Source organism: Marinobacter sp. MBR-105, from assembly GCF_053628895.1.
Window position 1 is genome coordinate 166874 of sequence record NZ_JBRJHG010000008.1, and the last position, 21513, is coordinate 188386.

Genomic DNA, 21513 nt, shown 5'->3' on the forward strand with positions numbered 1-21513 from the left:
AGTGCTGATCTTGCCAAAGATCAAAAAAGCGGACTTAAAACGGGTCGGCCGGTGGCCCATGGTTCAATAGATGCGTATACCAACCCGGGTTACGTGCTCAAGTAGTTCTTCATTGTCTACCTGGTGCTTCAGGGCAAGATCCACTTTCCAGGGCAGCAGCATATCGTCAATTTCTAGCTCTATCTGGTTAAATTCCTGCCAGGAAAGTGTCGGAGCGGTCATCATTAAATCGATATCCGAGTTGTGCCGGTAATTGCCTTTGGCGCGAGAGCCGTAGAGGGTTACCTGCTCAATCTCACGGTGCTGCGAGAATATAGTCTGCAACCTTTTGATAACCTGCGGAGGCAGCCCAAACGTTTCTTTCATCGTCGATGGTTCAGGCAAGGCCATGCTTTTCCACTTCCTGCTCTATCCGGGTTTGCAGTGCAGCAAACAGAGGGTGATATTGCGCCAAAATGTTAATGAGGATTTCCTTGGCGGTTTCTTCGTTATAGGTGTGGGATGTTCGGTTTCTGTCTTTCAGCATGCGCATCCAGCCTTCGCCATCTTCGATTAGGCCATTGGCGAAAGCTTCACGAATCGCATCGCGAGAGCCGACAATGTTGCCGTTGCCTTGCCACCGGAAGTAATCCCGAATCACATTCCAGGATAGCTCATAGGTATATTCAAATGCCTGAATCAATCCCTGTTTTTCGAGGTCTGAGAGGTCGCGGGTTCGGCATAATTTTACAGCCGAATCCAGCTGAGAGAATGCCTTTCTGAAGTTACTAAATCGCTGGAGCCAGCGGATATCCTGCTCGGCCATGTTTTGTGCTCGTGTTGGATCCTTCACCGAAGAATACCATGACGTGGGGCCGTGAAACGACCTGGGCGCGAGGCTTATAAAGGTGATTGGGCGCTGATCCTTACCTAAACAAAGATTTAAAAAATAGAAAATCACAACTACGCTAGTGGCTAAACACTCTCAATGTGAGAGTGGGGCGTCTTCTTTCAACAGCAATGGAAAAGGAGAACAGCATGCATCGCACTAGGCAGCGATTATCCCTTATCACAACGTCCGCTGCTCTTATTCTGGCGGCCTCACAGGTGTTCGCAGAGCCAAAGCTTGAAGTAGAGATGTTTGAAGCCGGTGTGGAAGGCCAGGGGGATTCAATAGGCACGGTTACACTCACCGCTTACGATCAGGGCGTGCTGATTGAGTCTGACCTGGCTGGGCTATCGCCCGGAATTCACGGCTTTCACCTTCATGAAAATCCGGACTGCAGCCCAGTAGAAAAAGACGGAAAAACAACGCCTGCAGGGGCCGCCGGTGGACACTACGACCCAGAAAATACCGGGAAGCACAAAGGCCCGTTCGATAAATCCGGGCATCTTGGTGACCTGCCGAGGCTACACGTTGGCCAGGAGGGAGAAAACGCCCAGACCAATATTGCGCCGCGACTGCAGCTGAACGATTTTAAAGGCCGGGCCCTGGTGATTCACGGCGGGGGAGATAATTACTCGGATTCACCCCAGCCTCTTGGAGGTGGCGGTGCCCGAGTGGCCTGTGGTGTTGTTGCGGGTTAAAACCTTCATCAGGCCCCGGTGATCACCACTGACCGGGGTCAATTCCTCTCTCCACAACTCTCCCTTCACCGGAAAATTACGTTAAGCTTGGTCTATCGCCAACCAGACAAGGACTTACGCGCCTATGAAACTCCGCTTCCTCGGTGGTACAGGCACCGTCACCGGCTCCCGTTATCTGCTTTCCGACGACAATCACCGCATGCTGGTGGATTGTGGCATGTACCAGGGCGTGAAAACCCTGCGCCGCCGAAACTGGGCCAAGTTTCCGGTAGATCCATCCACCATCGATGCGGTTGTCCTCACTCACGCCCACATCGATCATTCCGGCTACCTTCCTGCCCTGGTCAAGAACGGCTTCAAAGGCAAGATCTACTGCACCAAGGCCACCCACGAGCTCTGCAAAGTTCTACTGCCGGATGCCGGCTTCCTCCAAGAAGAGGATGCCAAGTACGCGTTCCGGAAAAAGTTCTCAAAGCACGAAAAACCGGAACCTCTGTTTACCGAAAAAGACGCCTGGGAAGCCCTGAAGCACTTTGAATCCCTGCACTACCACGAGAAATTCGAGCCGGTGAAGGGCTTTGAGGTTCAGTTCACTCCGGCCGGGCATATCCTGGGTTCCTCCTGCGTGCACGTTACGCACAAGAGTTCCTCCCGCACCGTGGTGTTCAGTGGCGATGTCGGGCGCCAGGACGACATCATCATGCGCCCGCCAGAACCCATCAGTCATGCCGATGTTTTGGTGTGTGAATCCACCTATGGCGACCGCACCCATGGTGAAACCGATCCAGAAAAGGATCTGGAAGAGATCATTACTAAAACCGCGGGCCGCGGCGGGATCGTATTGATGCCTGCTTTCGCCGTGGGCCGGGCCCAGATGTTGTTGTACGTTGTGCACAAACTGATGGGGCAGGGGCGAATTCCCAAACTTCCGGTGTATCTCAACAGCCCCATGGCCATCAAAGCCACGGAAATTTTCTGCAAACATCACAAAGAGCACAAGCTTAACGGCGCCCAGTGCGAGCTGATCGACGACAAAACAGAGTTCGTTCGCACCGTCGAGGAATCCATTGAGCTGGATGCCGTGAGATATCCCTGCGTGATCATCTCAGCCAGTGGAATGGCCTCGGGCGGCCGGGTGTTGCACCACCTTAAAACCCTGCTGCCAAATCCCAGAAATAGCGTTGTCTTTGCGGGCTTCCAGGCACCTGGCACACGCGGCGATGTCTTGGTGCATGGCGCCGAATCGGTCAAGATTCACGGTGAGTACTGGCCGGTGAAAGCAGAGATCCATAACATGGATTCCATGAGTGCTCATGGCGACTATCGGGAAATCCTGCACTGGCTGGAGCAAGGTACTCTGAAGCCCGAAAAGGTGTACGTGACTCACGGCGAAGCGGTGGCCAGTGATACCATGCGCAAACGCATCTCGGAAAAGTTCGGATGGGATGCCGAGGTACCGGATTTGTTCGAAGAGGTAGAGATCTGATGCACTACAGCTCCATACTGCCAGATGTGATCAAAATCGCTGATGAAGCCAGCGAAAAAGTGCTGCATATCTACCAGTCTGATTTCAAAGTAAATTATAAGGAAGATCACTCACCCATCACCGCTGCGGACATTGCCAGCCACGACATGATTGTTAAGGGGCTGCGCCAAATCAGCCGGGACATTCCCATACTCTCGGAAGAGGGCGCAGAAATCCCTTGGGAAGAACGCAAGAAATGGCGCCGGTTCTGGCTGATCGACCCCATCGACGGCACCAAGGATTTTACCCAGCGCACGGGCGAATTCACCGTCAACATCGCCATGATTGAAGACGGCGAGCCTGTAATGGGCGTGGTCACCGCTCCGGCCCTGAAAGAGGCTTTCTGGGGCATCAGGGGTGAGGGTGCTCACATGCGGGACCGCACTGGCAGGGTGCACCGCATACGGGTGGCAGAACCCAAAGAGACGTTGCGGGTGGTCGCCAGCAAAAACCACCTGAATGAAGAAACCCGCGCCTTTATCGATACCCTCGGCGCACACGAAACAGTCCAGGCTGGCAGTTCCCTGAAATTCTGCAGAATTGCCGAAGGGCATGCTGATATGTATCCACGAATGGGCCCAACCAGCGAGTGGGATACTGCGGCCGCCCACGCGGTGCTCGTCGCCGCAGGGGGGAAGGTGCAAACGCCGGAGGGCCAGCCCTTGGTTTACGGAAAAGAAAACATCCTGAACCCCAATTTCATTGCCGCGGGAAACTGGTATTTCTAACCCATGACCTGGTACGCACTACAACACAAGCTGGCTCAGGGCGACCGGGCGGTCCAGCACCTGCAGAATCAGGACATCGCCTGCTTCTACCCGAAAATCGAGGTGGAGAAGATCAAGGCAGGTAAACGCACCAAAAAGCTGGAGCCCCTGTTTCCTGGTTATGTATTTGTGAACCTGGAGCAAACCGACCCCATGTGGGCGAAGCTTCGCTCGACTCGCGGTGTGCTGCGAATCGTCAGCTTCGCCAACCGACCTGCGCCGATTGACGACGAGGTGATTGCTCACATAAAAAACAGCATGGAAAAAGTGGCGGAGCAGGGCGGCATCAAGCCTGGTCAGCCCATAGAGCTGGACGATGGGCCCTTTAAAGGCATCAACGCTATCTTCCAGGCCTATGATGGCGAGGAGCGGGCCATTGTACTGATTACGTTTATGCAGAAGCAGCAGCAGGTAAAGGTGCCGGTTTCTGTAATCAGGCCCTGAAGAAAGCCAGATGGATAAAGCGCCCAAAATGTGACCTGATTAGCTGCATTTTCTAATCTTTAACAAATGTTTACTGGTCTAACGCCCTGATTGGTCAAGTGTCAGACTTTTTGTCACTTGCGCGTCATACCGCTTGCCGTAGAATCGTCATGCTTTTGAAATACTTCATTCATTCCCTGACAAGGAAACCGTTGGGAACTTCCCTCCCGCTGTAACCGTTCTATCCTTGTCTAAAGAAAACCAAATCCTATGACCTCAAAACACTGGGCCCTGGTCGGTGGGGCGGTAGCGTGCCTAAGCGTTATCACAGTCAATGCGGCACCGTGGACAACAGTCGGCGATGCCTACGAGCGCCATCAGCTCCAGAAACGAGTAGATTCCGGCTCTTTAAACCATACCGTTACGACCTGGCCGGTTATGAAAGACTCTGTTGGCCTGGCTCGCAGTAACGGCCTGTCTGCTGGTTTGGCCATCTCGGGCAGCACAGAGAACGAGTTTATTACCGGCTACGCCGGCGCGGAGTCCCAGGAAGGCATGCTCGCAGCCAGTGCGGAGTATGATGGCAGCTGGTGGGCCGCTGGAATCAATGCGCACTTGGTTGCCAATCCAAGCGATGACGATGCAGCACGCCTGGATGGCAGTTATCTCGCCCTGTTTCCCGGCAACTGGGTCTTGGGAGCAGGCGCCGTTGAACGATGGTGGGGGCCAGGTTGGCAGAACAGTCTGATTCTTTCGAATAATGCTCGGCCTGCACCTGGCGTTTGGTTAAGCCGCCATCGTGAAACGCCATTTGAGACGCCCTGGCTATCCTGGCTCGGTCCCTGGCAAATCACTGCAACCGTGAGCCAACTTGAAGGCGAACGGGAAGTGGCCGATCCACTCCTGGTTGGGTTTCGCGGAACATTCAGGCCGATCAAAGGGCTGGATATCGGCCTTACACGCACCTTTATTTTTGGTGGGGATGGTCGGTCTACCTCTTTCTCGACGTTCTGGGATGCCTTTGCAGGCAATGACAACCCCAGAGATGCCGCGGAAGACCCCAGCAATCAGTTGGGGGCGGTGGACGTTAGATACGGATTTAAAGTAGGTGAGCAGACCGCCTCTATCTACGGCCAGATGATGGGCGAAGACGAAGCAGGCGGCTTTCCGTCGCGGAAATCCTGGTTGTTTGGGGTAGATGCAACCACCAGTTTGTGGGGCAGGGAGCAGCGTTGGTATCTGGAAGGTGCAGACACGCTGGCCGATAACCTGTTTGGCTCGCCCATGGAAGACATAGCGTACGAACACCGGGTTTATCGTACCGGCTACCGCTACAAGGGGCGTAACCTCGCCGCAAGCATAGACTCAGACAGCCAGATTCTCACCCTGGGTTATTTCGACTTTCTGTCAAACGGCAGTACCGTCGGTGCGTCCGTCAGTTATGTTGATTTCACCGGGAACCCACCGTCTCGGGTTACCGTGCCAGACTCAGACGTGACGTATTTCTATCCCTCAAGAGATCAGGCCGTCATGCTTTACGGCGGTTTTTGGGAGTTTGGAACGGAATACGGTAAGGTCAGGCTTTCCGGTCAGATCGCGGAAGATAAAATTGCAGTACGCTCGCGGGAGTTGGACCAGTGGTCCCTTTCTGCGCGATGGTCTTATGGATTCTGATAATTCAGGCAAGATTGAATGAATAAACATCACCAGGCGAAAGCCACAGCGACGATCGCTCCGCTGATGGCCTTCGTTGCTGTATTGGCCGGTTGTGCGACCGGTGGGCAGATAGACACGGCTAAAACGATTCCAGTTCCGCAGTGGCTAAATACCAAGAACACAGTCACCTCCCTTTCAGCACAGCATTCACAGCAGATCGATAAAGCCCGAACCGGAGAGATCGTTAAGCTGGGTGCTTCGCCCTGGGGCGAAAATACACAGTTACGGGTAGGCGAGCGTTACTTCTCCGCAACCGGTAAATCCTGCTTTATTACCCGCATAGTAAGTGCGGAAGGAACCCAGCCTGCAACGGTATGCGAGTACCCGGAAGGCAACTGGGGAGTAACCCGGTCTTACACTGCAGAACAAAAGGCAGCTCAAGACCAGGCAATAGGAGGTGTGCAATGATCACTCGTCATTCTGCCTCCGTGGTGGCGGCACTTTTATTTGTAGTCACTTCCATGGTGAGTGTGGGTGTGAGCGCACAAAGCCTGGGTGATATACCGGCAAGTCAGCGCGAACGGCTGATGCCGCAGATCCAGGCTGCAACGGAAAACGCGGGCAACGGCCCTTCCGAAGCAGATACCGCAGACCAGGAGCGCCAGGCCAGAACCCTGAGGTCTACCGGCACTTATGGTCCGATCCTGACGGAAGAACAGAAAGAAGAGCTGCAACCTTTCGGCGCTGAGCTGTTTACCGGTGGCTTTCGCGGCTTGCGCTCAGATGGACTTAATCCCGACTACCGCGTTCTGCCGGGCGACCAGGTAACGCTTCGCCTTTGGGGCGCTGTCGAGATGGACCGAGTGCTCCCGGTAGACGCACAAGGCAATATCTTCATTCCTGCGGTTGGCCCCGTTCAGGTAGAGGGAGTCAGCCATAGCCAGTTGGATTCCGTGGTGAAGAGCGCTGTGCGTCGCGTCTACCCGGATAACGTGAATGTTTACACCAACCTCCAGGGCGTTCAGCCCGTCTCGGTATTTGTAACCGGCTACGTCAACAAGCCGGGCCGGTATGTGGGTGTGCCCAGCGATTCTATCCTCTACCTGCTGGACCAGGCCTCCGGAATAGATGAAGAGCTGGGCAGCTATCGGAACATCAAACTGAGCCGCAATGGCGAAGTGATCGCCAGGATTGACCTTTACGATTTTCTCCTTGAAGGCGCGCTGAGCCACCCTCAGTTGCAGGAAGGCGACACCCTGCTGGTTGAAAAGCGTGGCCCCGCCATCACCGCGTTGGGGGATGTCAGCAAGCCGTATCTTTTCGAACTTCCCCCCGGCCCTCTTACGGGCTCCATGCTCAGTGAACTGGCGCCATTGCGCCCCGGCGTTTCTCACGCCCTGATTCGTGGAAAGCGGGGCACCGCTCCCTATTCCGAATACCTGCCCCTTGAACGCTTTGAATCTGCTGAACTCGCCAACGGCGATGAAGTCCTGTTTCTGGCTGATCAGCGCTCCCAGAATCTCGTGGTTCAGTTAGAGGGCGCCTACCTGGGCAAATCTTACTATGTGGTGCCCAAAGGCACATCACTTCACGAATTGCTGAACGAAATTGCCATCAACCCGGAAGAAACCGCCTGGGAAAGCATCTCGCTGCGCCGGGAAACCGTGGCTGAACGCCAGAAGGAAGCTCTGAACGACAGCTTGCGCCGGCTGGAGACCACCTACCTTGGTGCCTCATCATCCACCGCCGAGGAATCTGCCATCCGGGTACAGGAGGCAGAATTGATCTCTCGCTTCGTTGAGGAAGCCCGCAAGGTAGAGCCCAATGGACGCCTGGTGGTGGCCCACCAAGGGAAGCTGGTAGATGTGCGGCTGCAGGATGGCGACACCATCACGCTACCACAACGCACGGATGCCATCCTCGTGTCCGGTGAGGTTTATATTCCGCAATCCCTGGTGTATATCCCGGGCCGCAGCGCTCGCGATTACATTGATGCAGCTGGCGGCTTCAGCCAGCATGCCAACCCGGACCATATTCTGATTGCCCGCCAGAATGGTGAGGTAAGGGACGCGGGTGAGGTGAAGCTCCTGCCGGGGGATCAGATACTGGTCCTGCCTAAGGTAGAGACCAAGAATCTGCAGATTGCGTCCACCGTCACCCAGATTCTCTATCAGATTGCTGTAGCAACCAAGGTAGCGCTGGACCTGTAAGTGCAAAGCGCGAAACGTACCCCCTGGCAGATAACCACCGGCGTATGGCAGGCCCTGTTCCTGAGGGAAGCTGTGGCCAGAATCAGCGCAGACAGGGTCGCCTGGCTGTGGCTGTTGGCAGAACCGATTGCACATGTGGCTTTGCTGGTGTGGGTACGCACACTCATTGGAAGGATACGGGTGATCCCCGGCGCGGAATTCATACCCTGGCTGGTTGTGGGAATCACCACCTTCATCATGTTTCGTAACCAGATGAATCGTGGAATGGAAGCCATAGCGGCCAACCGTGGCCTCTTTGCCTATCGCCAGGTACAGCCTGTGGATACCGTGCTGGCCCGCTGCGGCCTCGAGGGGGCAATCAGCACTGTTGTCATTACGCTAATGGTGTTTCTGTTCTCCCTGCTTGGTCACAATCTGGTTCCCTATCATCCCATGGTTGTCCTTCATATCTGGGTTACTGTTTGGGCGTTCGGCGTGGGCGTGGCACTGATCTTTTCTGTTGTAGTTACCAGCCTGCCGGAAGCCAGCAAATTTATCCGTATGTTTATGTTTCCGCTGTACTTCCTCTCCGGCATTATGATTCCAGTGCAGTACTTTCCTCACGATTTACAGCAATACCTTCTCTATAACCCCATGTTGCACGCCGTTGAACTTATCCGTACCGGGTTCTTTGAAACCTACCGTGCAGTCGATGGAGTGAGCGCTTTGTATCTTCACCAATGGGTTTGGGGCAGTGTGTTTCTGGGCTTCTTGCTGCAACTTCGTTTTAAACAACGGTTGCTGGCGCAATGATCGAAGTTCGTAACCTCTACAAACGCTATCACGGCCCTTTTGGTGGTGATTGGGTGCTGAAAGACGTTAACTTCACCATTCCAGACAACGTCAGCGTGGGTTTGCTTGGTCGAAATGGCGCCGGTAAATCCACCCTGCTCAGGATCATTGGCGGGATGGACTCGCCAGACAAGGGCACCGTTAACCGGGATTGCCGGGTATCCTGGCCCATAGGCCTGGGGGGAGGCTTCCAGGGGTCTATGACGGGCCGACAGAATGTGAAATTCGTAGCCCGAATCCACGGAGGTGGAGATCGAATTCCGGAAATTATCAGCCGGGTTCAGGATTTCGCGGAAATCGGAAAGGCATTTGATCAACCCGTAAAAACCTATTCCTCTGGCATGCGCAGTCGCCTCGCGTTCGGCCTGTCACTCGCCTTTGATTTTGATGTTTACCTGTCTGATGAAGCAACCGCCGTAGGCGATGCAGCATTCAAAGCCAAGGCCACCAAGGCGTTCAAAGACCGTGTAGGCAAAGCCAGCATCGTAATGGTGTCGCATCAGGTTGGCATGCTGAAAGACCTCTGCCAGGCAGGGGTATGGATAAACAACGGAACCGCCACCTGGTTCGACGACATCAACGAAGCCATAAACAGTTACCACGAGAGCATCGGTAAATGATTCAGTTCCTCAAGCGCAACCCCTTTTGGGCCATTGCAGCCATTGCCACCCTGTTTGCCGTTATCTACTGGGGAGTAATGGCGACAGACCGCTATGTCTCCAGGGCTCACATCGTGTTGCAAACACCTGAAATCGTGCCCACGGGTCTGAACGTCTCGTCGTTGCTCTCTGGTACCAGTGGCTCTGGCGATCTTCTACTGCTGAAAGATCATCTGGAATCGGTCGCCATGCTCAGAACGCTGCAGCAAAAGCTGGATTTGCGCGGCCACTACTCACAAACCTCCATAGACCGGTTCTCGCGCCTGTCATCGGCGGACGTGCCAATAGAAAAGTTCCACGAATACATGGCCAGCCGTATCAAAATACTGTTCGACGACTACAGCAGCGTTCTGAAAATCGAAGTGCAGGCTTACTCACCCGAAATGGCTCAGGATATTGTAAAAGCCTTGCTGGACGAGGGTGAACGCCATATGAACGAAATGGGCCAACGCCTGGCCGAAGAGCAGGTAGAGTTCATCGATAAACAGGCAAAGGAACTTGAAACCCGGCTGTTTGACGCCCGCGATGCGTTGCTGGCGTATCAGAACGAAAAAGGGCTGGTAGCGCCTACTCAAACTGTAGAAGCCATCTTCACTACCGTATCCCGATTGGAAGGTGAGTTGGCGTTGTTGCGAGCTCGCATCAAGGCCCAGAGTACCTACCAGAGCCAGAACTCACCTGAAATCCGGCGGCTCCGGGCCGAAGCCCAATCGTTGGAAGAACAAATAGCCATAGAGAAAGAAAAAATGGCACGCCAGGGCGGCGATGCCCTGAACAAAGTCTCGGCGGAATACGAAACCCTGCAGATGCGCGCGGAATTTGCCTTGGAGCTTTATTCCAACGCCCTGACTACACTCGAAACCACCCGGGTAGAAGCGGCCCGCAAGCTCAAGCAAGTCTCGGTGCTGGAGTTCCCAACCCTGCCGGAATACCCCACACGGCCAGACAGAACCTACAACATCGTGGTTTTCCTGATTTTCGCCATACTTTTTGCGGCGATTCTGCAAATGGTCATGGCAGTCATTCGGGACCACAGAGACTAACTAAGCATGAGCCACAACGGCACAAAGGCCAATTGTTGGCGCGAATTTCTGGTGCAACACGGCCTGCAGCACCGGCTAGTGTACGCTATTGGCTTTAACCCACACTGGCGTAAAACCCTGGCAAGGTTTACCCAAGGCAGCGACATAACTCATGTACGCACGGCAGACCAGGTGCCGGAAGGTGCCCTGGCTTTGATATGGGGCCAACGCCAGGTGGAAATCCAGCATAAAGAGACGGTGCTGGTGCGCCTTGAGGATGGCTTTTTGAGGTCGGTTGGTTTGGGAGCGGAGTTTGCCAGGCCGCTGTCCTGGGTGGCGGATTTCCAGCATTTGTATTTTGATGCCACCGGCCCATCTCGCCTGGAGACCCTGCTCAACGAGCAATCGGTTACCGAGGTCGAAAAAAGCCGGGCCAAAGCATTAATTGAAGGCATCACAGCGGCACGTGTGAGCAAATACAACAGCCAGACGGCCTCCTGGGCACGCCAAGGGAAAGAACACGTCATCCTGGTGCCGGGGCAGGTAGAAACCGATTCCTCCATCGCGTTTGGCGCGCCCGGCATCAAAACCAACATGGAACTCTTACAAACCGTTCGGCAGCAGAACCCTCAAGCCTGGGTTGTCTATAAACCCCACCCAGACGTGGTCGCCGGTGCCCGAAAACAGGGCGACCAGGAGCAAAACGCACTGCAATGGTGTGACGAAATCGTCACCCATGCCAATATTGCGGAATTGCTGGAGCAAGTAGACGAAGTCCATACGCTAACCTCGCTGGCCGGTTTCGAAGCGCTTCTGCGACACAAAAGCGTCACCTGCTATGGTTTACCCTTCTATGCGGGGTGGGGGCTTACAAACGACCAATACACCTGCCATCGTCGAAAACGTACGCTAAGCCTCGAAGAGTTGGCACATGCCGTGCTGATTCAATATCCGTTGTACAGCAGTTTGAATCACCATGGCTTCATTACCCCTGAACAGGCACTGAAAGAGCTTCAGAGCCAGAAGACACGTCGACAGGGTCCCGGCAGACGTCTTGGTAAATACGCCAGGAAAGCCATCAACCTGATCAGAGGAGCTCAGTAATCTTGAGCACCATGGAACGGAATAACTCTGCCCAGAACCAATGCATAGCCATTGTTGGAACGTTGGCTAATACCATGCTGGGTTTTAGGGGCGAGTTGATTCGAGATCTTGTGGCGGGCGGCCACACCGTGTTTGCTTTTGCCATTGATTATACGCCGGTAACGGAACAGGAAATCCGGGCCATGGGCGCAACGCCGGTTTCTTACAGGATGGGTCAGCTTTCCACCAATCCGCTCACCGACATTAAAGCCACGCTGCAGCTCTACCGGCTTTTCAAGGAGCGTGCGATAACCCTGAGCTACTGCTACTTTTCAAAGCCAGCAATCTACGGAACCCTGGCCGCCAAACTGGCGGGTGTTACAACACGGGTGGCAAAAATTGAGGGGCTGGGCCGGGTATTTACGAGCCACCCGGATGGCGACAAACTCAAAAAACGCATCCTTCGCAGGATAATGGCGGCACTGTTCCACATCAGCTTGCCCCATGCCCACAAAGTGCTTGTGCTGAACGAAGGCGACAAGCAAGACCTCCAAAGCTTCAGTAAAAAAATACCGGAACCGACAGTGTTGGGCGGAATCGGCGTATGCCTGAAACGCTACCCCTTCCGACCGCCGGTTACTGCGCCAGTGAGGTTCATCTTTGTGGGCCGTCTTTTGCCAGAAAAGGGTGTGCGTTATTTTGTGGAGGCCGCAAAAGCCTTGAAAACGCGATACCCCGACACCGAATTTATCCTGGTCGGTGCGCCAGACAACAAGCCCGGGGCCATCAACAAGGCCGAGCTGGATCAGTTGGTATGCGATCAAGTAGTGACCTGGCCCGGCCCCGTAGAAGACGTAGCCCCCTGGTTGGCAAGGAGCAGTGTCTTTGTGCTGCCCACCTACTACCGCGAAGGGGTGCCAAGAAGCACCCAGGAAGCCCTGGCCATGGGCCGCCCAGTAATCACCACACGAATGCCAGGCTGTCGTAAGACCGTGCGGGAGGGAGTAAACGGCTACCTGATAGAACCCCACGATCAGGCTGGCCTGGAAAGTGCCATGGTCCAATTCATTCGAAATCCAGATCTCATACCGACTATGGGTGTAGAGAGCTACCGGCTGGCAAAAGAACAATTTGATGTGCGTAAAATCAATCAGTCGATAATGAAAAACATAGGTATAAATGTCGCACCGATAGCCTCAGAGAATGTGGTGCCAGATCCAGCAAACGACTGGCACGCCAAAGTTCAAACTTCCGTTAAATAGAAATCAAGAACCATGTCCAAAACCTTTTTGGTAACCGGCGGCGCCGGCTTCATCGGCTCCGCCGTCGTCCGAGAACTGATCAACAACACCGACCACACGGTGGTTAACATCGACAAACTCACCTACGCCGGCAATCTGGAATCCCTGGAATCCGTAGTCAACAACCCCCGCTACGCCTTTATCCAGGCCGATATCTGCGATTCAAATGCCATGAATAAAGCCCTTGCCAAGCATCAGCCAGACATCATCATGCACCTGGCCGCCGAGAGTCACGTAGACCGTTCCATAGATGGCCCTGCCGCCTTCATGGAAACGAACATCGTTGGTACATACACCTTGCTGGAAGCCACCCGGGCCTACTGGAAACAGCTCCAGCAAACACATCCGAAAAAAGCAGCCCACTTCCGCTTCCACCACATCAGCACCGATGAAGTCTATGGCGACCTCCCGCACCCGGACGAGGCCGAAAACGCGGCTGAACATCTGTTTACCGAAACCACATCCTACGCACCAAGCAGCCCCTATTCGGCCAGTAAAGCCAGCTCCGACCACCTGGTACGTGCCTGGCAACGTACTTATGGCCTGCCCACGGTAGTGACCAACTGCAGCAACAACTATGGCCCGTACCACTTCCCGGAAAAGCTGATTCCTCTGGTTATTCTGAATGCCCTTGCTGGCAAACCGCTGCCAGTTTACGGCGATGGCAGCCAAATCCGGGATTGGCTCTACGTAGAAGACCATGCGCGAGCCCTGATTCTGGTAGCGCAAAAAGGCAGCGTGGGGGAGACCTACAACATCGGTGGCCACAACGAAAAACGAAATATTGAAGTGGTACAAACCATTTGCGACATACTGCAGGATTTGGCCCCCAAAGAAGCCAGTTACCAGGAACAGATCACATACGTACAGGATCGCCCGGGCCACGACCGCCGCTACGCCATAGACGCCAGCAAAATTGAGAAAGAGCTGGGCTGGACACCCCAGGAAACCTTTCAGACTGGCCTGCGCAAAACCGTGGAGTGGTATCTGAACAACGAAAGCTGGTGGAAACGAGTACAGGATGGCAGTTACCAGGGCGAACGCCTGGGGGTAGGCGCATGAAGAATATCCTGCTCTTGGGTAAAACAGGCCAGGTCGGCTTTGAACTCCACCGCGTGCTCTCTCCTTTGGGGCCAATCAACGCACCCAGCCGCGCAGAGCTTGACCTAACCAGCGCACAGGCTGTAGCGGATTACCTGGAGCGAAGCCGGCCAGACCTAATCGTAAACGCCGCCGCCTGGACAGCTGTAGACGCCGCAGAAGAACAGCAATCCAAAGCCCGCCGCCTGAACGCTGGTTTGCCGGAACAGCTGGCCAAGTACAGCGCAGAGCAGGGCGCGTTCCTGGTGCACTACAGCAGCGATTACGTCTACCCTGGCAACGGCACTGAGCCTTGGCAGGAAACCAGCACCATCGGTCCGCTCAGCGTATACGGCCAAACCAAACTCGAAGGCGACAACGCCATTCAACGAAGCGGCTGTGAACACCTGATCTTCCGCACCAGCTGGGTATACAGCGCCCGTGGCACCAACTTCATGAAAACCATGCTGCGCCTGGCCCAGAGCAAAACCGAACTCGACATCGTGGCGGACCAGATCGGCGCCCCGACACCCGCGCGCCTGATTGCACAGATTACCGCCATGGCCATTCAGAGCCACATCCCCAACGGCTTGTACCACCTGGCCCCGGCGGGAGAAACCAGCTGGCACGGCTTTGCGCAGGAAATTTTCCGCCTGGCGAAAGGGCAGGGCGAACAGCTGACGATGGGCCCGGAAAACGCTCACCCCATCCCAACCAGCGACTACCCAACCCCGGCCCAACGCCCACTGAACTCAAGAATGGCCCTGAACAAACTCGAAACAGCCCTGAACATCCAGCTACCAGATTGGCAAAGCCAACTACACCTAACCCTCGCCGAGTACCTGGAAAAGAATTGATTCGCCAGGAAATCATTAGTCTCCCGGAGCAACACCCATGAAAGCCACCCTAGGCACAACCCCCCACAGCAACTGGCAAACCCTCGCCCCCTTGCTGCGAGCCCTGGGCTGTGAAACCCCCAATCCGGAAACCGGGCACCTGAACACCCAGGAACTACCCGAGGGCCACCTCCTGCTTGCCTACACCCACCCCCAGCAGACCCTGGAAACCGCCATGGCAAACGGCCAGGCCCCGGAAAGCGCCCTGCACCAATGGGCCGAAAGCGCCCAGGCACTGGTGAACCTGTTCAAAGCAAACCGCCGCCGGGCGGTAGTCATCAACATCCGGCACGCCGCACAAAACCTGGCAAACACCACCCAGGCCCTGGCAGAGCACTGGCAACAAACCCTGGAACTGCCAGAAACGCCCGAACTGCCAGAAACCCCAGCGGAACAACCCGCACCGGCTGCCAACCCCTACTACCAACTACTGGCCAGCGCCACCCTCCAGCAAAACCCGCAGCTAAACGCACTGCTGGCCCAGCTGGAAGCCTGCACCCTGCCGCTGGAAACCCCAGACACTCCGGCCGAAGCGCTCAACCCGAACGAGCTATACCAGGCACTCACCACCGAAGCCAACACCGAAAACCAGGCATTGAACGAAGCCCGGCAAGAAAGCCTGCTCCTGCTGGAACAACTCCACCTGGTGCAAGAAGAACTCGAACAACGCGTCTTGGCAGCGAAAGACACCGAGAAACAACGGGCAGAGCAACAGAAAAAGCTTGATGCAGCCCTGAAAGCTCAGCAGGCCACCGAAAAGCAAAGCGCAGATGCCGAAAAGGCCCTGAAAAAAGAACAAACTGAGCACACCAAAACCAAAGCCGAAAAAGCCACCCTGGAAAACCAGCTAAAAGCCCTGAAAGCCAGCAACAAAACCCAGGCCCAAACCACCGCCGAGCTGGAAAAGCAACTCAAAGCCCAAACCGCCAAAACCGAAGAGGCGGAAAAAGCCCGCCAAGCCGCAGAGCAGCAGCATCAACAAACCCGCGCCGGGCTGGAAGAGGAAAACCAGCTATTGCTGGAACAGCTGCACCTGGTACAGGAAGAACTTGAAACCAAATTCCTGCAAGCCAAAGAGCACCAAAATACCATCAGCAACCTGCAAACCCAGTTGCAGCAGGCTCAGCAACAACACCAGCAATCCGCACAGCAGCACCAGCAGGCCGTTCAACAACACGCCGCCAGCCAAAACGAAAACCAGCGGCTGCAAGCCCGCCTGCACAAACTACGCGATGCCATGGAAAACCTGGAACGCACCAACCGAACCCTCAATGGCAACCTGGCCGAGCTGAAAAACCAGCTCGCCGCCGCCAAAAAGCACCAAAGCGATTGGGAACACAAGCATCAGCAGGCCGAACGCAATGGCACCCTGGCCCTGGCAGCGGCCAATCGCCGTATCAACGAACTCAGCACCGAACTTAATAAAGTCACCAAAAGCCGCAGCTGGCGCCTGGCCAACCCCACCGCCAGCTACAGTAAGAAGAGCAAAAAAGCCGCGGCGGAAAAACTGGAACAGCAAAGAGCTGAAATTGAAAAGTCTGGCCTGTTTGATGAAACCTGGTATCAAGAAAAATACCCGGACGTGGCCAAAGCCAAACTGAACCCCATCGAACACTACCTGAAAACCGGCGCCTACGAAGGCCGCAACCCCAGCGAAACCTTCGACACCACCTGGTACCTGAGCTACTACCGCGACGTAACCGATAGCGGCCTCAACCCGCTTATTCATTACATCCGTTACGGCCAGAAAGAACAGCGCGCCCCGCGCCCCGGCGCCCTGGCATCACTACCCGCACCACAGGCCCAGCCAGTGGCCAAACAACACTGAACAACGGCCAACGGAAAAGGTAAGCCACCACCATGCACACCATCCTCCACATAGGCGCCGGCCAGGCCACAGAACTGCCGGAATGGCTGAACACCGAAGCCGAACGTATCATTCTGGTAGAACCCAACCCAAATCTGGCAGAACAACTTCGCCAGAACACCAGCAGCGAACCCAGAGTAACGGTGGTTGAGGCCGCCATCACCAGCAACCCGGCCAATAACCAGCTGCACGAATACAACCTGCCGGAAGCCAGCAGCCTGCACACGCTCACCGGCCTGAAAACCCTGTTTCCGGGCCTGAAAACCATCGCCACCCACACCGTGGCCACCCTCAGCCCCGAACAACTCCTGGCAGACCACGGCCCGGAAAACGGCCAGCCCGCCATGCTGGTACTGCAAACCCCGGGCGAAGAACACGCCATCATCCAAGCGCTGATAACCGCCGAACAGCTCAACCAGTTTCAACAACTGCACCTGGCCGCCAACCCGGAACCCTACTACCAGGGCAGCGCCGCCGCCGAACAAACCCTGCAAGTACTGGCAGATAACGGCTACAACATCACCGAAGAAAACCAGCAAGACCCAGACTGGCCAACCTGGCAACTGGCCCGCAACCCCCTGCAAGACAAAATCGCCGAACTGCAACAAAGCACCCATACCCTGGAAGCACAACTGCAGGAAAAAGACGACAACCTTCAGGCCTTCGCCAAAGAAAAAGAAACCCTGAAAGAACAGCTGCAACAAAGCGAAAGCCAAAAAGCCGAAGCCCAGAAAGCAAACGCCGCACACAAAGCCAGAGCGGATGAACTGAAACAGCGGCTGACCCATGCAGAAGCCGCCTTCAGCGCCAAAGTTCAAGCCGAACAGCAAGCCAGAAAACAACTGAAACAGGCCCAACAAACGCTGGCTGAAAAAGAGCAGGCCTTAAAACAAGCCCAGCAAGCACTGCAAACCGAGCAGCAGGCCTGCAAAGCTCAGGCAGAAAAATACCAGCAACAACTCAAAACCAGTGAAGCCGAACTGGCAAAGCAAACGGAACAAATAACCACACTAGCGCAGCTGCTCAAAAGCGAAGAAGAAGTCCGGGAGCAGGCTCAAAAGCAAACCGAGCAAGCTCTGAAGCAGTTAGAGCAGGCTAAACAACACGCTAAACAGCAAGCCGAACAAGCTAAAGCGCAGGTCGAGCAAGCCCTCTCCAAAGAAAAAGAACAACACCAGGCCACCGAGCAAGCCCTAAAAACCGAACTGGAAACGCTACGCCAGAAAGCCGAGCAGCTGCCACCATGCCAGAATGCCTTGGCCAAAGAGCAAGCGGCCCACAAGCAAACCGCCACCGCCTTGGAAGAGGCGAAGAAGACAGTCGCAAACAAGGAACAAGAGCTTACAAAAGCCACCCAGCAGCTGGAAGAGGCACACCAAACCCAGCTGCAAACCGAAAAATCGCTGGAAGACAACAAAAAATGGTTCCAGGCCCGCAAACAGCAAGCAGAGCAGCAACAAACCGAGCTAGCCGAACTCAAAAAGCAGAATGAAGACCTTCAGCAGCAGCTGAGGCAACAAGCCGACGCCCTCAAACAGGCCCAGCAAGCGTTAGCCAGCGAAATCGAGAAACGTGAAGAGCAGAAGGCCACAAACACCAAACTCGAGGAGTTGGAAAAGAAAATTGCGAGCCTCGGCAGCAATCTCACCAACCACATTGACAAAAAGCTGACCAACACCGCCAAACAGGTGGAAGACACTCTAGGCCTGCAAAATTACCTGAGTACCGGAGAGCTGCCACTTAACTACCACGGCTGGCCAATCAGCCCGGATTTGGCGCTGTACCTCACGGAGCGGCTGGAAACTCAGAACTTCGATCTGGTTATCGAGTTCGGCTCTGGCACCTCGACAGTCCTGTTTGCCAAGGTCCTCATGAAAAAAATGCTGCGGCAGAACATTGCCAAAGGCCAAAAGCGACTTGGCACCGAGAAAACATCCCAGTCAACACAAACCTGGGTGGAAGAAACAAGCTTGCCGAGCGAAACCGACCTGCCGAAGCGAGTACTCACCTTTGAGCACAACGAGCATTACCATCAACAGACCGCTGAAATGCTTCGCCAGGCAGGCCTGGAACAGGTTGTAGACCTCGTGCACTCTCCGCTGGTGGACTACAGCTATCAAGGTAGTGACTACCTCTATTACGACTGTGACAAAACACTGTCAAAGATCGCAGAACTCTATGAAGAGCGGCAGCCGAATATTTTGGTCTTGGTTGATGGCCCGCCTGGGGCGACCGGGCCAAATGCCAGGTTTCCCGCGCTTCCTAAGTTATTAAATCATCTCCCAAAGGCAAGCTTTGAGGTGATTCTTGATGATTACAATCGAAATGAAGAAAAATGCGTGGCGGACAAATGGATTGATTTGCTTGGAAAAAGATCGATTAATCACGCCGAAACCAAGTTATCTCTCGAAAAAGGAGCGATTTGCATCGCTATCGGATAGGCATTCAGCCAGAGACGAAAACTCAATATATTGAAGCTGGAGTAGTCAGTGGGCAAGGAATTTAATCTGTTGAAGGCGGCCAATAAAGCCTTTCGCGAGAAGCAATATGAAAGTGCACTTGAGCTATACGAACAAGCGTCTCATGTGTACGGTAGACATATCGTTGAAATTAACATCAAAACCTGCCAAAAACACTTGGATAGTGCCGCATCGAGGCCAGTTAAGCCTGATGCAATCACTCAGCTTCTGCTCGAAAATTCAGAGAAAATAAAACTCACTAACGGTGAAAGAGACGCAGCACTTGCTCACTACCAAGCACTTCAGAGTAAAAAGTCTGAGCCACTGCCCGTAAAACCGGTTAACCCGATTCCAGCAGACTGGCCAGAGGGGCTGGAACTTGCCCCCCTCCCGGATGGGCCTAACGATTACGACTGGTACGTAACCTACCGCTACCATCCCAAAACAACGCTGGTCTCACCAAGCGAACCCGAAGAAATCGGCCTCAGCATTGTTGTCCCTACCTTCAACAGGCACCGGATTCTGGATATCACCCTTGCTTGCCTGACACATCAGAAAACCGAATATCCCTTTGAGGTTATCGTTGCAGACGATGGAAGCAAAGAAGAGCTGACCCAGGTTGTCCGGAAGTATGAAGATAAACTGGATATCAAGTTTGTTCGGCAAAAGGACTACGGTTACCAACTGTGTGCAGTGCGTAATCTCGGGTTAAGAACCGCCAAATACGAGTTCGTCTCCATCCTTGATTGCGACATGGCGCCGGGTGTGAACTGGGTGCAGTCTTATGTGGAAGAACTGGTTAAGTGCGATGACATTGCTCTGATAGGCCCCCGAAAATACGTGGATACTCACGATATTACACCTGAGCAGGTGTTAGCCGATCCGAAACTGGTGGCTGGGTTGCCGGAGGTAAGAACGAACAGCGATCTGGGCAACTCCAAGAAGGGCGATATTTCGGTTGATTGGCGCCTTGAGCATTTTAAGAAAACAGACGACCTGCGACTCTGTGATGCTCCTTTCCGGTTTTTTTCTGGTGGTAACGTAGCATTCTCCCGAAAATGGCTGAGAAAAATCGGCTGGTTTGATGAAGAGTTCACCCACTGGGGTGGAGAAGACAACGAGTTCGGGTACCGGTTATTCCGTGCAGGTTGCTTCTTCAAAGTTGTTCACGGCGGTATGGCATACCACCAAGAGCCCCCTGGCCGGGAAAACGAAACCGACAGGGCAGCGGGTAAAGCAATAACGATCAAAATTGTTCAGGAAAAAGTACCCTATTTCTATCGCAAGCTGGCGTCAATTCAGGAAGCCCGTATACACAGAGTGCCGTTGGTATCCATCTATGTGCCTGCCTATAACTGCGAAGACTCTATCAAGCGGTGTGTAGACAGCGCACTGAATCAAACCGTGACCGATCTCGAAGTGTGTATCTGTGACGATGGCTCTACCGATAACACCTTGCGGGTATTGAAAGAAAACTATGGCGATCACCCACGGGTAAGGTTTGTGTCGACACCGAATGGGGGCATTGGCTCAGCTTCCAACAACGCGGTGAGGCTTTGCCGAGGCTACTACATTGGCCAACTGGACTCAGATGACTACTTGGAACCTGATGCCGTTGAAAACTGCTTAAAAGAGTTTATGAAAGACAGAACCCTAGCTTGTGTCTACACCGGAAATAGAAATGTCGATCCAGAAGGTAAGTTGATTAATGTAGGCTATAACTGGCCAGAGTATTCTAGAGAAAAACTTACATCTTCAATGATATGCCATCATTTTCGAATGTTTACAGCGCGTGCTTGGAATCTTACTGGTGGATTTAATGAAGATGTTTCAAACGCTGTCGACTATGATATTTATTTAAAGTTAAGCGAGGTTGGTCAATTTAGACACCTGAATTTAATGAGTTATAATCGTGTGTTGCATGGATCAAATACATCGATCAGAAACTTAGCTGCGCAAAAAACAAATCATTTTCGGGTAGTAAATATGTCTTTAAATCGGCAAAATATTAAATCTTGGCAGTACGTCGCGCAAAATCTAGATGATGATAAATGTCGAAAGTATACCTGGAAAAAAGTAATATTATGAGAATACAAGTGGTTAGATCGGATAGGTCTGTTACTTTTAGGTATAGTTGGGATAGTCAGTCATTTGAGCATGCAATAAGC

General features: G+C 54.0%; 20 protein-coding genes. 17 read left to right on the forward strand and 3 right to left on the reverse strand.

The window, feature by feature from the left end:
* Window positions 1–63 precede the first annotated feature (63 nt).
* Both ACSSVV_RS11390 and ACSSVV_RS11395 read right to left on the reverse strand, forming a co-directional pair.
* Window positions 64–390, reverse strand: coding sequence for a nucleotidyltransferase domain-containing protein (locus ACSSVV_RS11390; RefSeq protein ID WP_454106262.1), 327 nt, complete (start codon window positions 388–390; stop codon window positions 64–66).
* Window positions 377–805, reverse strand: coding sequence for a nucleotidyltransferase substrate binding protein (locus ACSSVV_RS11395; protein WP_454106263.1), 429 nt, complete (start codon window positions 803–805; stop codon window positions 377–379). Before ACSSVV_RS11395 ends, ACSSVV_RS11390 begins: the two co-directional genes overlap by 14 nt.
* 212 nt (window positions 806–1017) lie before the next feature.
* On the opposite strand from ACSSVV_RS11395, the gene sodC reads away from it, so the two are divergent.
* The 15 genes from sodC to ACSSVV_RS11470 all read left to right on the forward strand — a co-directional run bounded on the left by sodC (window position 1018) and on the right by ACSSVV_RS11470 (window position 16847).
* A complete protein-coding gene (gene sodC, locus ACSSVV_RS11400) occupies window positions 1018–1566 on the forward strand; it encodes a superoxide dismutase [Cu-Zn] SodC (RefSeq protein ID WP_454106264.1) in 549 nt (182 codons plus the stop codon).
* Between the two features lie 124 nt (window positions 1567–1690).
* Entirely contained in the window at window positions 1691–3052 is a 1362-nt protein-coding gene (locus ACSSVV_RS11405) for an MBL fold metallo-hydrolase (RefSeq protein ID WP_023009043.1), read from the forward strand.
* Complete coding sequence (gene cysQ / locus ACSSVV_RS11410; protein ID WP_454106265.1) at window positions 3052–3819, forward strand: 3'(2'),5'-bisphosphate nucleotidase CysQ; 768 nt, start codon at window positions 3052–3054, stop codon at window positions 3817–3819. Before ACSSVV_RS11405 ends, cysQ begins: the two co-directional genes overlap by 1 nt.
* A 3-nt stretch (window positions 3820–3822) precedes the next feature.
* Window positions 3823–4302: a transcription/translation regulatory transformer protein RfaH gene (gene rfaH / locus ACSSVV_RS11415; protein ID WP_454106266.1), complete on the forward strand. Its 480-nt coding sequence runs from the start codon at window positions 3823–3825 to the stop codon at window positions 4300–4302.
* Between the two features lie 417 nt (window positions 4303–4719).
* Window positions 4720–5955, forward strand: a complete 1236-nt coding sequence (locus tag ACSSVV_RS11420) for a capsule assembly Wzi family protein (protein ID WP_454106267.1) — start codon at window positions 4720–4722, stop codon at window positions 5953–5955.
* An 18-nt stretch (window positions 5956–5973) separates the two neighbouring features.
* A complete protein-coding gene (locus ACSSVV_RS11425) occupies window positions 5974–6405 on the forward strand; it encodes a DVU3141 family protein (RefSeq protein ID WP_454106268.1) in 432 nt (143 codons plus the stop codon).
* Window positions 6402–8147, forward strand: coding sequence for a polysaccharide biosynthesis/export family protein (locus ACSSVV_RS11430; RefSeq protein WP_454106269.1), 1746 nt, complete (start codon window positions 6402–6404; stop codon window positions 8145–8147). Before ACSSVV_RS11425 ends, ACSSVV_RS11430 begins: the two co-directional genes overlap by 4 nt.
* 72 nt (window positions 8148–8219) lie before the next feature.
* Window positions 8220–8939, forward strand: a complete 720-nt coding sequence (locus ACSSVV_RS11435; protein WP_454106270.1) for an ABC transporter permease — start codon at window positions 8220–8222, stop codon at window positions 8937–8939.
* Window positions 8936–9598, forward strand: coding sequence for an ABC transporter ATP-binding protein (locus tag ACSSVV_RS11440; protein WP_454106271.1), 663 nt, complete (start codon window positions 8936–8938; stop codon window positions 9596–9598). Before ACSSVV_RS11435 ends, ACSSVV_RS11440 begins: the two co-directional genes overlap by 4 nt.
* A complete protein-coding gene (locus tag ACSSVV_RS11445; protein ID WP_396621514.1) occupies window positions 9595–10680 on the forward strand; it encodes a chain-length determining protein in 1086 nt (361 codons plus the stop codon). The genes ACSSVV_RS11440 and ACSSVV_RS11445 overlap by 4 nt, the downstream gene beginning before the upstream one ends.
* Window positions 10681–10686: 6 nt before the next feature.
* Window positions 10687–11763 carry a capsular polysaccharide export protein, LipB/KpsS family gene (locus ACSSVV_RS11450; RefSeq protein ID WP_454106272.1) on the forward strand — a complete coding sequence of 359 codons (1077 nt, stop codon included), beginning with the start codon at window positions 10687–10689 and terminating at the stop codon, window positions 11761–11763.
* Window positions 11764–11774: 11 nt separating this feature from the next.
* Complete coding sequence (locus ACSSVV_RS11455; protein WP_454106295.1) at window positions 11775–13004, forward strand: glycosyltransferase family 4 protein; 1230 nt, start codon at window positions 11775–11777, stop codon at window positions 13002–13004.
* 12 nt (window positions 13005–13016) lie between these two features.
* Entirely contained in the window at window positions 13017–14105 is a 1089-nt protein-coding gene (gene rfbB, locus ACSSVV_RS11460; RefSeq protein WP_454106273.1) for a dTDP-glucose 4,6-dehydratase, read from the forward strand.
* Window positions 14102–14980 (forward strand): dTDP-4-dehydrorhamnose reductase, encoded by an 879-nt coding sequence (rfbD, locus tag ACSSVV_RS11465; RefSeq protein WP_454106274.1) that lies wholly within the window; start codon window positions 14102–14104, stop codon window positions 14978–14980. Before rfbB ends, rfbD begins: the two co-directional genes overlap by 4 nt.
* 37 nt (window positions 14981–15017) lie before the next feature.
* A complete protein-coding gene (locus tag ACSSVV_RS11470; protein ID WP_454106275.1) occupies window positions 15018–16847 on the forward strand; it encodes a hypothetical protein in 1830 nt (609 codons plus the stop codon).
* Here the strand turns inward: ACSSVV_RS11470 and ACSSVV_RS11475 are convergent.
* Window positions 16757–17263 carry a hypothetical protein gene (locus tag ACSSVV_RS11475; RefSeq protein ID WP_454106276.1) on the reverse strand — a complete coding sequence of 169 codons (507 nt, stop codon included), beginning with the start codon at window positions 17261–17263 and terminating at the stop codon, window positions 16757–16759. The two genes, ACSSVV_RS11470 and ACSSVV_RS11475, sit on opposite strands and share 91 nt — an antisense overlap.
* Here ACSSVV_RS11475 and ACSSVV_RS11480 point away from each other — a divergent pair.
* Window positions 17231–19327, forward strand: a complete 2097-nt coding sequence (locus ACSSVV_RS11480) for a hypothetical protein (RefSeq protein ID WP_454106277.1) — start codon at window positions 17231–17233, stop codon at window positions 19325–19327. The genes ACSSVV_RS11475 and ACSSVV_RS11480 overlap by 33 nt on opposite strands.
* A 48-nt stretch (window positions 19328–19375) precedes the next feature.
* Window positions 19376–21433: a glycosyltransferase gene (locus ACSSVV_RS11485; RefSeq protein ID WP_454106278.1), complete on the forward strand. Its 2058-nt coding sequence runs from the start codon at window positions 19376–19378 to the stop codon at window positions 21431–21433.
* Window positions 21434–21513: the final 80 nt, after the last annotated feature.